This is a genomic window from Vibrio sp. 1069 (assembly GCF_033340555.1).
On the sequence record NZ_JAWOWP010000021.1, the window covers coordinates 39,643 to 55,257 of the forward strand.

A 15,615-nucleotide genomic window follows, 5' to 3' on the forward strand; every position below is an offset into this window, starting at 1 on the left:
CTAAACGAGCTATAAGCCCCCTAGTTAGATTGCGATTTCTTCAATCTATCTAACCGAGTCCACATAGGACAACTGCATAGACTGGAGCCTCGATTTACATTAACGAGGACTCCTCATGCGAAAACTATCTCCAATTATTCTGGCGCTTGCGCTGTCTCCTTTGGTTCAAGCTGAACCTGTGTCTGAAGTGTCGCCCGTTGGCAAAATTGACGGCATGGTTTCTTTGCCGGTCACCGGTATGAAAGCGGTCGAAAGCAATGGCCGTATTGTTTTCATGTCAGACAGTGGCCGGTTCGTCATTGATGGCACGCTCTATGATGCCTGGTCGAAAAAGCCGCTTACCAGCCTTGAAGAAATTCGTGAAGCGGGTAACACGCTGGACTTAAGTCGTCTTGGCTTAAAAATGGATGATTTGAATCCACTGACGCTGGGTGAAGGCAAAAAGAAAGTGGTGGTCTTTGTTGATCCCCGGTGTCCGCATTGCCATGAGCTTTTGAAACAAGCCCTACCGCTAACCAAGGAATACACCTTCCAAATTCTCCCTGTGCCAGTGCTTGGTCCTGATTCAGAGCGTCAGGTTCGCCAGCTTGGCTGTGCGCGTGACAAGAAAGCGGCCGCCGATGCATTGCTCAATGGCCGGATTGGTAACCTAGAGCAGGATGATGCCTGCAACTTAGAGCCAATGCAGCGTACCTTGGTGACGGCTCAAATTCTTGGAATTCAAGGTGTGCCTTTCATCGTCGCCAATGATGGTCGCATCAGCCGAGGCCGTCCTTATGATCTTTCTGCTTGGTTGGAGGGGCGTTAATGAAAGCCTCTCTGTATTCAGGGCAACGCGCTTCTGAGCTATTGCCAGTATTGGCCTATTCAGACGATGAGCAACTTTTTTTCATGGAAGACCAGAGTGTTGGCTTTGGTTTTCTATGTGACCCATTGCCGGGTGGTGATGAGTCTGTTGCAGACAGGGTTAATGTTCTTCTCAATAACGACTGGCCAAAAGACACTTTGCTGCAATTTGGCCTGTACGCATCCCCTGATATTCAAACCGACCTTCAGCGCATGATGGGCTTACGGCATCGTCAATCCGATCCATTGCTTAGGGCGTCGATACGCAAACGTGCGGATTTCCTCGAAGGGGGCACGGTTCAACCGATAGAAGAATCGACCCAGACTCAGGTACGCAACTTTCAACTGATCGTCACCTGCAAATTGCCTTTGGAAAGTCCTATTCCGACGGAGCGTGAGTTGAGTCGAGCATCCGCGCTTCGAGCTTCTTTCTCGCAAGCGCTGGCAACGGTTGGTTTTCGCGTCACTGAGATGACTGACCGAAATTGGCTCGCAGCATTAAGTGCGCAGCTTAACTGGGGAAAAGATGCTTCCTGGCGCAATCCATCACCAATCCGCAGTGAGGCTGATAAACCACTTCGAGAGCAAGTGTTGGATTATGACCGAGCTATCAAGGTGGATAGCCAAGGTCTGATGTTGGGTGATTACCGAGTTAAAACCTTATCGTTTAAGCGCTTGCCTGAGCGGATCTGGTTTGGTCATGCCGCAAGTTTTGCGGGCGATATGATGACGGGCAGTCGCGGTTTACGCGGCAGCTTTTTGCTAAATGTCACCATTCACTTTCCCTCAGCTGAGGCGATGCGATCTCGGTTAGAGACGAAGCGTCAATGGGCGGTCAATCAGGCCTATGGCCCGATGCTCAAGTTTGTGCCGGTGCTTGCAGCCAAGAAAAAGGGGTTTGATGTTCTTTTTGAAGCTTTGCAAGAAGGTGATCGTCCTATTCGGGCAAATATGACCTTAACGCTGTTTTCCCCGACGGAAGAGGCGTCCATCAGCTCTGTTTCAAATGCTCGAACTTATTTCAAAGAGCTCGGATTTGAGCTGATGGAAGACAAGTACTTCTGTTTGCCCATTTTCCTGAATGCCTTGCCATTTGGTGCTGACCGCCAGGCGATGAACGACTTGTTTCGATTCAAGACCATGGCGACACGGCATGTCATCCCTCTGTTGCCTTTATTTGCGGATTGGAAAGGCACGGGCACGCCAGTGATTAACTTTGTTTCCCGTAATGGTCAGATCATGAGTGTGTCCCTTTATGACTCGGGCAGTAATTACAACTGTTGCATCGCGGCGCAATCGGGGTCGGGCAAGTCTTTCCTGGTGAACGAAATCATCTCCTCCTACTTATCTGAAGGCGGGCAATGCTGGGTGATTGATGTTGGCCGCTCTTATGAAAAGCTGTGTGAAGTTTATGACGGAGAGTTCTTACAGTTCGGGCGGGATAGTGGCATTTGCTTAAACCCGTTTGAAATCGTTGAGGACTATGACGAAGAAGCGGATGTACTGGTTGGATTATTGGCCGCAATGGCCGCGCCTACGCAGTCATTAACTGATTTTCAGATGGCCAACCTAAAGCGTCAGACCCGTGAACTGTGGGAGAAAAAAGGTCGTGCCATGTTGGTTGATGATGTGGCAGAGGCTTTAAAAAATCATGAAGACCGACGTGTGCAGGACGTGGGTGAGCAGCTCTATCCGTTTACGACACAGGGCGAATATGGCCGTTTCTTTAATGGCCACAACAATATTCGCTTCAAAAACCGTTTCACCGTTCTGGAGTTAGAAGAGCTCAAGGGACGCAAGCACCTGCAACAAGTGGTGTTGCTTCAGCTTATCTACCAAATCCAACAAGAGATGTACTTAGGTGAGCGTGATCGTCGCAAGATTGTGTTCATTGACGAAGCCTGGGATCTGCTGACTCAAGGTGATGTCGGTAAGTTCATCGAGACGGGTTACCGTCGATTTCGAAAATATGGCGGCAGTGCTGTAACGGTAACGCAGTCGGTCAACGATTTGTATGACAGCCCTACAGGTAAAGCCATCGCTGAAAACTCGGCCAATATGTACCTGCTTGGTCAAAAAGCTGAAACCATCAACGCGCTCAAAAAAGAAGGCCGCTTGCCACTAGGTGAAGGCGGTTATGAGTACCTAAAAACGGTTCATACCGTCACGGGTGTCTATTCCGAAATTTTCTTTATTACCGAAATGGGTACCGGGATTGGCCGCCTCATTGTCGATCCGTTTCACAAGCTGTTGTACTCGTCCCGTGCAGAAGATGTAAACGCGATTAAACAGTTAACGCGCAAAGGCCTTTCTGTTGCTGATGCCATCTCTCAGTTGTTGAAGGAGCGAGGCTATGAATAAGACCACGCTTTGGCCATTTATGGCCTCTATTACTTTGTCTATTGCTGGTAGCGGTTTAATGACCAGCTGGCTCTTAATGAAAACACTCGAACCCATCCACAGCCAGTTGGCGTTAAGTACGCCCATTGCAGTCGTCGATTTTGGGGAGGCGGTGTTGTCACTGGGCCCCAATGCCAGCGAACAAGACATCGAATCCAGGTTGCTTCAGACCAATCAGCAAATTGAAAAGTTAAAAGCAGCCGGTTTTATCGTGCTGGATGCCCAAGCGGTGGTGGGTGCTGATGATTCCGTATTTGTGCCAGCAGGCTCAAAGGAGGTGTCTCATGCAGATACTCCGTAAAAGAATGCCTTGGCGGCCATATCTCATTCGGTTGACCGTTCTTGCGTTAATCATGGCCTTGGTAGGCACCTACGCCATGATGCGCTACCGAATAGGTATTGATACCCAGCAAGAGCGCTGCCTGCCTGATACCACGGTGTATCTGATTGACCTATGGAATAAAGAGCCCGTTAAGGATGGTTTGTATGCCTTCCACTCAAAAGGACTTGCTCCGTTATATAACGACGGTACTCGTATGCTGAAACGCCTAACAGGGATGCCTGGGGATGAAGTCAATGTGACGCCTGAGCATGTGCTGGTGAACGGTGCTGAAGTCTCTACCGGCATGGCATTAGCCCAGCGTCTTGGTGTGGCGGAATCACAATTTAGCCGCTCATTGACGCTGCAAGAAAACGAATATTGGTTTTCCGGTGAGGCTGCAACAAGTTTCGACTCCCGCTATTGGAATGCCGTTAAGCGCGAGCAGATTGTCGGTCGCGCTTGGCCGCTTTGGTAGGAGGTGGATGATGAGAAGACTATGCCTCTTATTTTTGTTGGTTGCTCCATTGGCTTGGGTTCAAGTTTCCTGGGCACAAGAGCCTTATCCGTTGTCTGATGAGGACAAAAAGATCGTTGAAATGAGCCGCAGCATTTTACAAAGTGCTGTGGATGGTTCATCTGAATTTATCGAGCCTTTTTCACCGATTGAACAACCTGCGTCGCTCAAACATAACGATGAATGGTTGATTTTTGCGTCGTCTTCACTGGGAGATTCCTCACTGAAGCAGCTATTTAAAGAGGCCAGTGCTACCGGCGCTATTGTGTTGTTTCGGGGAATTCCTGAAGGAAAGACCTTGGGGGCGGCTATCCGTGATTGGCATACGCTGATGACGGGGCTTGATCCTGTTCCTCAGGTTCGAATCGATCCGAAAGCCTTTGTGCACTGGCGGGTGACTAGCGTGCCTGCTATTTTCCGCATAGAAGATGACAAGGTGACTGCAAGTGCACTAGGGGTTTACAGCAAGGACTGGTTGCAGCGTCAAATTGAAACAGGCAATACCGGTTCATTGGGTCAACGCGGTCCTATTCATTCGATTTTAGAACCGGATTTGGTGCAAGTAGCGATGCAGCGTTTACAGTCGATTGACTTGGGCGCGTTAAAGAAAAAAGCCATTGAGCGTTTCTGGTCTCGCCAAACATTTACTGAGTTACCCAAAGCCACGCAGTATCGGATAAGAACGGTTGATCCAACCATCGTCATGCAGCGGCCACTATTGGATGCCAATGGCCGAACATTGATCCCAGCAGGAACGCGTATTAACCCGCTAAAAGCCTTGCCATTTACTCAGCAGCTCGTGGTGTTTAATGCGTCGAACGCTGAAGAAGTGGACGCAGTAGCGCATTGGCTTGAGGGCCAAGATAGGACGCTGCGCCGCATTACGCTTATCACCACGCAGCTCGACCGTGCTCAAGGTTGGAATCGCCTCAATGCGATCGAAAAGACATTGGACAGTCCGGTTTATCTTCTCAATGCCTCGCTAAAGCAGCGCTTTGATTTGCAAGTCACCCCATCGTTTGTTCAAGCAAAGGGGCTCGCGTTTGAAATAGAAGAAATTCCAGCAAAGGAGCTTGTTCATGAAAAAGCTCAATAATACGTATCGTCTGATGCGGACTCTCGTTGTCATGTTTGCCCTAAGCGCATTTATTCCTGCAAAAGCCGAATTGACTTGCCCAGACGCGGGGTTATTGTCCGGCAAGTTGCTGACGGATGTTTGCTGGTCATGCATTTTTCCTATCCGGGTTGCCGGTCTTCCTCTTGGCTCTGGCAATGTCCCAAGCGGCGCATCAAACAAGTCATTTTGCTTATGTGAAGACAACTTAGGTGTGCCAAGGCCAGGTATTGTTACCAGCATGTGGGAGCCAGCGCGTTTGATTGAACTGGTCAGAACGCCAGGTTGTTCGCCTTCCCTGGGAGGGATTCGTTTACCGTTAGGTGATAGACGACTGCAAGGTGGTCATGGCGAGGGTGAATACGATACCGGTGATCTTGCTTTCTACCATTACCATTATTACGCCTTTCCGCTTTTGGTCATGCTCGATTTGTTCATGGATGGCAATTGCAATGCTGATGGTTACATGGACTTTGACTTGATGTATTTGTCGGAATTGGACCCAACATGGCTTAACGATGAACTGGCCTTTTTTACTCAGCCTGAAGCGGCTGCTGTTGCTAATCCATTGGCTATTTCGGCTTGTACCGCTGACGCTGCTTCATCAACGCTTGGTAAACCCATCGATCAGTTGTTTTGGTGTGCTGGCAGTTGGGGCCATCTCTACCCGTTATCTGGCCACACCTTAGCCTTTGGCTCATTAGCAGAAAACACCAGCCATTTAGCGGCGCGTGCAATCGCGGCTCAACACAGGCGTGGTCTTGCTAGGCGAACAATGGGGAACAGTGCGCTATGCCGACCTGTTATCGAACCCATGCTGCCGAAATCCCAATACAAGATGAGTATGTTCTTCCCTGTACCGGAAACTGAAAGTGCGCATGTCATCGGTGAAAGCACCATGAAATGGGGAGAGTGGCGAACGATCCCCGGTGCCGGTGAAGATGCGCTCTACATTTTGTGGCGCTGGCAAGACTGCTGTAACTCGGGAGGTTAACCATGAAACCAACACTTTTTACCCGAGTTTTAGCGGGTATTTTATCAATCACTATGGCGTGCCTGCCCTTACATGGTGTGGCCGCTGATGTGCAGCGCCAATCCGGCCTAAGCGGACAACAAGAAGGTAAGCAATTGCTGCAAAACTGGACGATGCCCGCACTCAATGGCAATACATTGTCGGTGCCGAATGGCAGTGGTAATGAGTCCATTAACTTGCAAGAGCTTTTCCCTGGTATGGATCAGGGCTCATTGGATGTCTTAACGGGCGTTTATGGCTCTGATGCCAGCATGAATCAATTGGGGACACAGCGCCAAGAGAGCATGGCATCCGAAAGTGGCGCTACGGGTGAAGCATTTCGTTCGCTACAGCAAATCAAAGACAGGTCTCGGCCAGATATGGTCAATGATCCGCTTTGGGCATTAACTGATGCGGTTCAAACTGACCCCAATCTATTAACCCAAAGCTTCCCCGGCTGTGAGTCTCAAGGTGAAGGCAGCCCAAATTACCAGCAATGTGACAGGCTCAATACAGCGGTTAACAGCTGCACTATTACTCACGATTACACGGCAGGCATTATTGAGCATGTTTCTGGACCGATGAACCTTCGCTCTTGTGGTGAGGGGTGTCTTGAAGTTTGGATTGGACGAATTGGCGACAACTACTGGAGTGGCCGTTGTAAAGTGTTTGAACAGGCCATCACACTCAAAGTCGTGAACCCCGATGCGATTACCTCAGCCGTTCTTGAATACGCCAAATGGGATGACTACATGCAAGTTTGGCTTGGCGATCAGAAAGTCTGGTCTGGGCCGAACAATAACTTTCCACCAGAAACGTCAGGTCGCTGCGAGCTCAGTACCAGTTGGGAGCGCAATCCAAATACCGATCTCACTGCCAGGCTAAAAGCGGTAGAACCCGGTTTAGAAGTGCCGGTAAAAATTCGCGTATCGGTTACGGGTAGTGGTGAGGGGTATGCACGCATCAAGGTGCGCTTTGATCCAACCAAGGTGGTGATGAATGATAGTTGGTCGCCACAATCCTGTATCGAACAAGCAGCGGATATCCCGACGAAGTTTTCAGACTACAGCATTCAATGCACGGATCAGCCTTCTTCAACCAACGGATGTACGGTGGTCAATGGTGTTTCAGTTTGTGAATCCTACTTTGCCCCTAGCCCTGTGGCTGGCATATCGCCTTTGTGTCGGCGTGTACAAGTCAGTGTGGATGATGAAAGCTATAAGGGGATTGAAAATCAGGCCTGCCAAGTGCTTGAAGCGAATCCTTCCTGTGGATTCATGTCGTCAGAATGTGCCGAGACCAATGATAAAGGTGAATGCATTCGTTTTACCGATACCTATGACTGTGGATTGCAAACCAGCGATCCAAAGTGTGTGGTATCTAACCTTATGCCAAGTAGTTTTGAGGCCTGTGAGCCTACTCAGACGATTACGCCATTTACTGAAACCAAGCATGTACCCGATTACCAGGTGTGCGAGAAGATCAGCACGCTTACTCAGTGTCAGTTAGAGCGACGTGTATCCGCTGAAACCCATCAACAAAGCTGGTCCATTGAGCGTGGTTGCTTTAGCTCCGAAACGCTCAGTTTTGTTCCACAGCACAGCAGTACTATGCAAACTGGAAACGCTACGCTGAGGATTTTTGATAATCAAAATACTGAGATAAAAATCACCGAGTCGCCATCCAAGGCAAATGGCTGGAAAACGACACTCTCATTGACGGGCAATAAGGAGACGGTGACTGAGACGAAACCGTCCATTAAATACCCTGAAATGACCTGTCCAAAAGGAACCTTGGTTGGCTCATTGTGTAAAGTCGTCAATGGTTCGATTATTTCGTGGCATGAACCCCAGGAGGTCACTCGTTCCAGATGCGATTCCGGCTGGAACAAAGTCGATTTCGACACTTGCAGCCGAGAAGTTCAGAAGTGTTTGGCTCCTGCGAAACTGAGTGCTTCCTTGACCTTCTCCGGCAAGTACTTAGAGCAAGACGTTGTTCATCAATCAAGTGATCCGGGCATAGACCAATGCTTGATGCAAACGGATCAGTTTACTGCGGTGCAGTGGCAGTGTTTGGATACGGGCACAAAACGAATCGACGGGTTAACGGTTGGTAGTAGCGAGTTGGCGAAGCTTGGAAGTCTTTATCCGGCTGTTGTTTCGTCTCCTGCTCATTTAACCAGTCGTGGCAGCTCTGATGGACTGGGGCTCTCATGCTGGAGGGCAAAAGCGACCTATAATGCCTCGACTGCTCACCCAGAGTTCAACATGGGCAGCTCAGATAGCTGGGTAGATGCCAATGGTAATACACAAACCATCGTCAATAACGGACAAAACACGACCACCAATACGTGTGCCGCGCTAGAGCAAAATCCGGCCTGCCAGTACGTCAGAACCGAATGTACTGAGGGCGGGGCTGGTCATGAAGGCTTCTGTTATATCCAAAGTTTGGTGTATGACTGCGGACAAAGCGTTGAAGTGCAAAACGCTCGAATGGAAACTCAATACAACTGTGAGGGGCCAGTTCGCTGTATGGGCACAGATTGTTTAGAGCCAGAGTCAATCAAGCAGGCTAACTTTGCAGAGGCCGCTGCGATGCTTAATGCGGCGCAGTTTATGACCAATGATATGTCATGCACAGGAGCTGATGGCCAAGATAACGTCGAGTGTACGGTCTTTAAAGGTAATGCTGGCCAGTGCAAAAAAGCCGTTGGCGGCATAGTGGATTGCTGTGAAAAGCCAAGTGGCGTGTCGCTATCGGATTACATCACGATGATAGTTGCGGTCAACAAGCTTGATACGGCAGTCATGGCCATGAATCCGTCTTCGGCAATCTATGGTTCGTGGAATACGCTCAGGGAACCAATCACCAGTACCTGGAGTGCGGTTAAAGAGCCTTTTGTGTCTGCATGGGACTCTCTCATGGGGGCTGGGCCATCAACGGCTGCTGGCGCGGGAGCGGAGCAAGCTGCGACTGGCTTTATGCAGGTGTTGACCAACAAAACGGCTGAGTGGGTAGGCTCTACGTTTGGTTCGGGGGCGCAATCGGCACTGTTTAGTAACGTTGGTGGTGCGGTTGGAGCCGATGGTGTCGTTTCGGGTGGTAACTTTGCCCTGGGGGGCGCTGCGGGCGCGGTTCTGAGTACGGTTATGACGGCCTACATGATTTATTCAGTCACTATGATCCTCATTCAGCTTATCTGGAAATGTGAGCAGAGCGAGTTTGAAATGAACGCCAAGCGGGTATTGAAGAGTTGCCACTATGTAGGCTCTTACTGCAAGTCTAAGTTCTTAGGTGCCTGTGTTGAAAAACGGCAGTCATATTGCTGTTTTACTTCGCCACTTTCACGGATCATTCAAGAACAAGTACGCCCTCAATTGGGCCTTGGTTGGGGCAGTGCCAAGTCACCAAACTGTGAAGGTTTGACCGCGAGTCAGTTAAACCAGGTAGATTGGAGCCAAGTCAATCTCGATGAATGGATAGGTATCTTGTCGATAACAGGCAACCTACCCGAAGTACCGTCACTGGATCTGGAACGACTCACAGGCTCAGGAAGTACGCTAAACGTTGATGGAAATCGTCAGAGTGCCGCAGATAGAGCCATTGAACGGCTAAACGGAATGGATGCCCAGAAACTTCGCCAGGAGGCAACGGAAGAAGTCTCGGGGAACAATTAGAATAAATTGCTCCGTTAGCCCCGTTTTGCAGGACTAATGGAGCAGAAAAAATAATCAATATGCATTTATGTAACTGCGACAAATTTGCAAAAATGTGTTTGTAGTAGTTTCGATAAATAGAGTTGGACATCGGACAGATAGCTATGAGCGAGGAACTGACGTGGCCAACCAAAATCGACCAACCCAGCTAAGCCACTTTTCTCAATATCTTCATTTTTAATTCATACATATTTGGGCTTGGATACCTCAAATATGTATGCAAACGTTCTGTATTGTAAAATGTCATGCTAAGCTCGAAAGCACGATTGAACACCTTGGTGTCGAGATTGAAGATGTACTAAGGATTTCAGATAGTTGTGACGGATGATTCAATGCCAACGGCTTAAGTTGTAAATATTCATGGCAGACGTTTGTGTCCCCAACGCTATATCTTTCACACAAATATGAGAAGTGTATTTATGACTATTCAGCAAATTAAAGTTGGCAGTGTTCCTGATATTATTGAGCTAACACCAAACTCCAATGAGCAAAGTGATTCTTATCCTTTTATCCTATCAACGAATACTTCATGGGGAGAACAGGGTTCTAAAATATCAATAGAGAAATTACGCCAAAATATTGAGCCTTGGTTAACAGCACTTTTTCAATCCGAACATTTAAATCTATTGATCGGTGCGGGTTTAAGTACGTCTATTCAAATGTCGGCTACAGGCGTGCCACCCGTTGGAATGGGGTGGATCAGTGATCTAGCGGTCTGTCAAAGCGAAATAAATGAATTCGCTACAAAAGCTGCCAAATCGGCTGGTCGCGCACAAGGAAATATAGAAGATCAAATTAGAGCTATTAATGAACTTATCAAAGGTCTTGAAATTTTAACAGTGTTGGATAGCCCGCAACCTGAAAACCCCCCGGCTCCATATGCAGCCTATAGAGACCTAAAAGCTGATTTAGCTGCAATTAAGGGGGAATTGTCTCGATGTCTAGGTGAGTTTTCAAAATCTGTCAGTACAGGAGAACACTTAATTAAAAGTGCTGAAAAAAAACGAAAAGAGGAAACTTTCAATTATCTTGTGAGTTTCTTAATGAGCTTTGCAAGTAGAACCGCTACACGCGACAGATTGCATATTTTTACAACGAACTATGACCGAATTATCGAGGTTGGTGCTGAACTTGCTGGTTTAAGACTCATAGACCGTTTTGTTGGAAGTATTGCTCCCGTTTTTAGATCCTCAAGATTAGAAGTTGATTATCACTATAACCCTCCGGGAATACGTGGTGAACCAAGATATTTGGAAGGAGTGGCACGTTTTACCAAACTTCACGGTTCTCTAGATTGGCACGAACAAGATGGTGCGATTAGGCGCTTTGGCCTACCTTTTGGAGCTCGCTCTGTTGAACCGTTTCTAGAAGCAGAGGGGCACGAAAGCGATAGTTATGAACAACTTATGATTTACCCTAATTCAGTCAAAGATAGAGAAACCGCTGAGTACCCCTATGTAGAGTTATTTAGAGACTTAGCAGCAGCGACTAGCCGTCCAAACAGTACATTAGTCACGTATGGCTATAGCTTTGGTGATGAGCATATAAACAGAGTAATTGAAGATATGCTTACCGTTCCATCTACCCATCTAGTCATCATTGCTTTCGGAGATCCGCTAGAAAGAATTATGAACTTCATTGGTAAAAGTGGAAGAAAAGCTCAAATCACTTTACTAATGGGTGACCATTTGGGGGATCTAAAAACTTTGGTTGATAACTATCTACCTAAACCAGCCATAGATAAAGCATCAATAAAGATGGCCGAATTACTAAAACAGCGAGGCTTTATCCAGTCAGAACACTCAGGTAATGCAACTACCACCGAGGTAACATCATGAGTTACTTGCCTATAGAAAGACTGGAACAGTTACGAATCGGAACCGTTGGTTTTGTATCGCCTAGTGAAATTAGAGTTTCCTTAGAAATTGATTCCCCAGACTCAGTCTCTCTTCAAGGAGGCTCACCTCGCAACTTTCCTCGAATCAACAGTTATGTGCTTATAAACAGTGATGATGGATTTCTAGTTGGTCAAGTTGAGTGGATCGCAGTAGAACACTCGCCATACCCCAAAAGAAGAGGCTTGCAAGATTTTGGCTTGATAGACTTACCTTTTCCTCTAAAAAAGCTCAGTATCAACCCCGTTGGTACATTGAGAAGCGATAGAAAAAACGATGGTTTCAAATTCACCAGAGGAACAGATGCATTTCCTTCAGTTGGTGATTCAGTGCTTTTACCTACTGACCAACAATTAAACTCAATAATCGAATCAGGTGAAAACAGAAGGGTTAAAATAGGAGATAGTCCTCTAGCTAACAATGCAGAAATAAAAATCGACCCCGATAAGCTTTTTGGGCGACATATAGCTGTTTTAGGCAACACAGGTAGTGGTAAATCTTGCTCTGTGGCGGGACTAATTCAATGGTCACTGGACGCAGTTTTACAACAGGGCCAAACTCCGAACGCTCGATTTATAATACTTGATCCTAACGGGGAGTACAGCCGAGCATTTGGTCCAAAGTCAAAATATAAGGGGAATTTATTGCGCGTAGAGGCTAACTCTGATTATGGTGAGTTAGAACTTAAAGTACCATCATGGCTATGGAACAGTTCAGAATGGGGGGCGTTCACTCAGGCAAGTTCAAAAGTTCAACTCCCATTACTACGACGAGCTTTGAGGGCGATGAGAAATGATGTGTTGTCAGAAGATGATGTGACAATTCAAGCAAAACATTTTTGCGGAATACTTTTAGTTTCAATAAGGCAACTAGCAAGTCAAGGGCAGATATATGTGAATGGTGGTCATGCCAAAGGCTTAGTTGAAAGTTTAACGTCATGGGAAACTAGCCTCATAACATTAAACGAAAAAATCCACAACCAACCTTTCAATAGTGTAATAAGCACGATAAATACTTACCTATCTTCCAGAAGAGGAGCACAGTGGCCTGCTAAGCCTGAAGTCAGTGATACTGATAAGTTGATTTCTGAGTTAAAAGAAGCTCATGTTGCACTTGGTGGTGATGAACAAGAACTTCTCCCGAAAAGTGAAGATACGCCTATTCGCTTTGAAGGTGATGACTTCGTCGCCTATCTCGAAGCTTTAGCACAAGAAACGGGAACTGAGCAGTTCATGGAATTTCTTTTGACTCGAATTCGCACAATGCTAGGTGACACCCGAATTAGTGCAGTTACTAAAGATTCTGAGGAACCAATAAGTTTAACTGATTGGCTAGATACTTTTCTTGGGAAGGATACTCATGGTGCTATCACTGTTATCGACCTATCACTAGTTCCCAATGAAATTATCCATCTTGTAACAGCAGTAATCTCTAGAGTGACTTTTGAAGCTCTTCAACGATATCGGAAGATGAATGGAAAACCATTACCAACAGTAATGGTTGCAGAGGAAGCTCATACATTTATCAAACGATACAAAGAAGAAAGTGAGAGTCAATCAGTTTCTGATGTGTGCTGCAAAGTATTTGAAAAAATCGCTCGCGAAGGGCGTAAATTTGGTTTGGGACTAGTAGTATCATCCCAACGACCTTCTGAGTTATCTCCTACTGTTCTTTCTCAATGTAATACTTTTTTACTGCACAGAATTAGCAATGATAGAGACCAAGAACAAGTTCATAGGCTTGTTCCCGATAACATGAGGGGGCTATTAAGAGAGCTACCATCGCTACCATCTCGACATGCAATTTTACTCGGATGGGCTTCAGAACTACCGGTGTTAGTTCGAATGAAAGAACTTAGTGAAGAGCAAAGGCCTCAGTCTGATGATCCTGACTTTTGGGACGTATGGTCTAACTCCACAGGTGAGCCTCGTGAAGTAAACTGGCAGCCAATCGTTGAAGAATGGCAAAACAGAGATTAATTTACCAGCCAAATTAGCGCCAAATAGATGCTTAACAATACGAATAAGATTAACTTTCTATGGCGCATTTTTTCCAAAGCGATGAGTGGCGTGAACTATTAGTGGTGTGCGAATCAATAGGCTATTACGCTAATTTCGATAAACGGGTACTTTCCAAAGTGACTTAGGGTTCCTTTCTGACAATTTATTAAATGCATAGATATTAACGACGCTATACGAGAGAAATTTGGGGGAATTACGATTGATTGAAAATTCGACTTAATTCGACAAAGCTGATGATGGTTCAAAAGCGAGTCAGATCCGAACGTCCACTTTGGCAGTTGCCGACTATCAGATTAATTTTAGTAATGTTAATCTGATTTTCGCTAAAAGAACCTTGTCCAACAAGTTTGTCTCAGCTAGTTTCAATTAACAGCTATTTGACACATGGCAGTTAGAGTTACCTTGAATAGTTTTAATCTTAAAATCACGCACTTTTTCCCATTCGTCAACAGGGTCCATTCTTGACCAAGCTTCAAATAGCTGAGTTTGTTGCCTACTGAGTCTTAGGCCGTATTGATCTCGCATGTAGAAATAAATTCTAGCAATATCACCCTGACGGTTAGCTGGTGGTTCTGCTCGACGGTCTTTGAAATCAACTTCGAAATCACATTGACCATAGGATCTTGGTTCATTCGGAATCATGCCAAATCGAAAATTTGACCTATCCCCATTGAGCTCTCCTACAGATGGTACGAGGTTATGGAGATCCGAAACCATTTTAGAAAACTCAGGATCATTCTTTTCGCAGTTCCGACGACCACCATTTTGCCAGCATTGGCGTTGATGGCCAATTTCCCAAGCTGAGACTACATGTTCCCACTCTAAGCGTTCACCTCGTTTCGGTTGCTTTCTTGGTTCATATCCGCAAGATGCAGCATCAATCGCACCATCATTGCTATAGCTACATCCACAGTAAAACGTACTCTGGTTGTCTTGGTAAATTTCTCGGGCAAATCGTTTTGCCTGACTGAACGATGTGGGGTGTTCTGCAATTGCAGGTATAGCGAATAACGCTATAAAGAAAGGGTATACGGATTTAATGGTTGATGGGGCACCTTCACCCCACCAACCTGATACCACCCTCAGATGGTTGATAGATCGACCCCGTAGTTGAGTTCCTCTGCGAAGTCCGGCAGTCCGTAACCGATGGTTTTCTTGTAGAACGGAGAGACCTTCGCAGTCGGAGCCTTCTTCTTGTGCTTCGTAGTGTAGAGCATTCGTGCCCGCATCACCTCGAAGGAGTAACCTCGCCCTTCACGGTTCTTGTCCTTGGCCAGTCGGTTGATGGACTCCGTGTAAGCATTGGTGACGGGCATGTCCGTCTCGAAGTAGGTCATGATCTCTTCGCGCCAGTTACCCACAGCCCTGACCAGATCGCTCCAGACTTCCTTCTGGCCCTTCGGAATGGTGGCTATCCAGTCGTCCAGGGCGGTTTCTGCCTGGGGTCGTGTGGTGGCGTCCCAGATGCCGTAAAAGCGTTCCTTGTGCTCGTAGGCGGCCAGCAGTTGCGGGAATGCGCCTGTCCAGGTCTCCATGATGAAGCGTTCCCGGTCTGAGACTTCGTGAGCGCGTTTCAGCAGGATTTTCCGGTCTCCCTTGAGGGTTCGGCTCTGGGAAGGTTTCAGCTCCTTCCTGAGGCCCTTGCGTACCTTCTCCAGCGCATCGTTGGCCATACGCACCACATGGAACTTATCGACGACGATACGGGCCTGGGGCAGCACAGCCTTGACCGCTGCCCGGTAGGGGTTCCACATGTCCATGCTGACGATCTCGAC

11 protein-coding genes and 1 pseudogene are annotated in these 15,615 nt (G+C 47.2%); 10 read left to right on the forward strand and 2 right to left on the reverse strand.

Translation table 11 applies throughout. From position 1 onward, the window contains the following. Positions 1-115: 115 nt before the first annotated feature. The 10 genes and pseudogenes from R7040_RS21640 to R7040_RS21680 all read left to right on the forward strand — a co-directional run bounded on the left by R7040_RS21640 (position 116) and on the right by R7040_RS21680 (position 13,798). Positions 116-808 (forward strand): DsbC family protein, encoded by a 693-nt coding sequence (locus R7040_RS21640; RefSeq protein ID WP_024008832.1) that lies wholly within the window; start codon positions 116-118, stop codon positions 806-808. Further along, on the forward strand, positions 808-3,207 hold the full coding sequence (gene traC, locus R7040_RS21645) for a type IV secretion system protein TraC (protein ID WP_193285813.1): 2,400 nt from the start codon (positions 808-810) through the stop codon (positions 3,205-3,207). The genes R7040_RS21640 and traC overlap by 1 nt, the downstream gene beginning before the upstream one ends. Then, entirely contained in the window at positions 3,200-3,547 is a 348-nt protein-coding gene (locus tag R7040_RS21650) for a plasmid-related protein (protein ID WP_193285811.1), read from the forward strand. The genes traC and R7040_RS21650 overlap by 8 nt, the downstream gene beginning before the upstream one ends. After that, positions 3,531-4,043: a S26 family signal peptidase gene (locus R7040_RS21655; protein WP_188708039.1), complete on the forward strand. Its 513-nt coding sequence runs from the start codon at positions 3,531-3,533 to the stop codon at positions 4,041-4,043. Before R7040_RS21650 ends, R7040_RS21655 begins: the two co-directional genes overlap by 17 nt. A gap of 10 nt (positions 4,044-4,053) precedes the next feature. Further along, complete coding sequence (locus R7040_RS21660) at positions 4,054-5,178, forward strand: TrbC family F-type conjugative pilus assembly protein (RefSeq protein WP_193285827.1); 1,125 nt, start codon at positions 4,054-4,056, stop codon at positions 5,176-5,178. Then, entirely contained in the window at positions 5,162-6,190 is a 1,029-nt protein-coding gene (locus R7040_RS21665; RefSeq protein WP_193285809.1) for a TraU family protein, read from the forward strand. The genes R7040_RS21660 and R7040_RS21665 overlap by 17 nt, the downstream gene beginning before the upstream one ends. A gap of 2 nt (positions 6,191-6,192) precedes the next feature. After that, positions 6,193-9,885, forward strand: a complete 3,693-nt coding sequence (traN, locus tag R7040_RS21670; protein ID WP_318097028.1) for a conjugal transfer protein TraN — start codon at positions 6,193-6,195, stop codon at positions 9,883-9,885. 283 nt (positions 9,886-10,168) lie between these two features. Continuing rightward, positions 10,169-10,252 (forward strand): annotated as a pseudogene (locus R7040_RS30625) (integrase); the annotation flags it as partial. 91 nt (positions 10,253-10,343) lie between these two features. Next, entirely contained in the window at positions 10,344-11,762 is a 1,419-nt protein-coding gene (locus R7040_RS21675; protein WP_004249371.1) for an SIR2 family protein, read from the forward strand. Then, the gene (locus R7040_RS21680) at positions 11,759-13,798 is read left to right on the forward strand and encodes an ATP-binding protein (RefSeq protein ID WP_004249372.1); all 2,040 of its coding nucleotides are present in this window, start codon (positions 11,759-11,761) and stop codon (positions 13,796-13,798) included. The genes R7040_RS21675 and R7040_RS21680 overlap by 4 nt, the downstream gene beginning before the upstream one ends. 408 nt (positions 13,799-14,206) lie before the next feature. Here R7040_RS21680 and R7040_RS21685 read toward each other — a convergent pair whose 3' ends face one another. Continuing rightward, the gene (locus R7040_RS21685; RefSeq protein WP_048608563.1) at positions 14,207-14,881 is read right to left on the reverse strand and encodes an endonuclease; all 675 of its coding nucleotides are present in this window, start codon (positions 14,879-14,881) and stop codon (positions 14,207-14,209) included. A gap of 41 nt (positions 14,882-14,922) precedes the next feature. Then, positions 14,923-15,615, reverse strand: a 693-nt coding sequence (locus tag R7040_RS21690) for a transposase (protein WP_318097030.1), incomplete at its 5' end; no start/stop codon positions are given.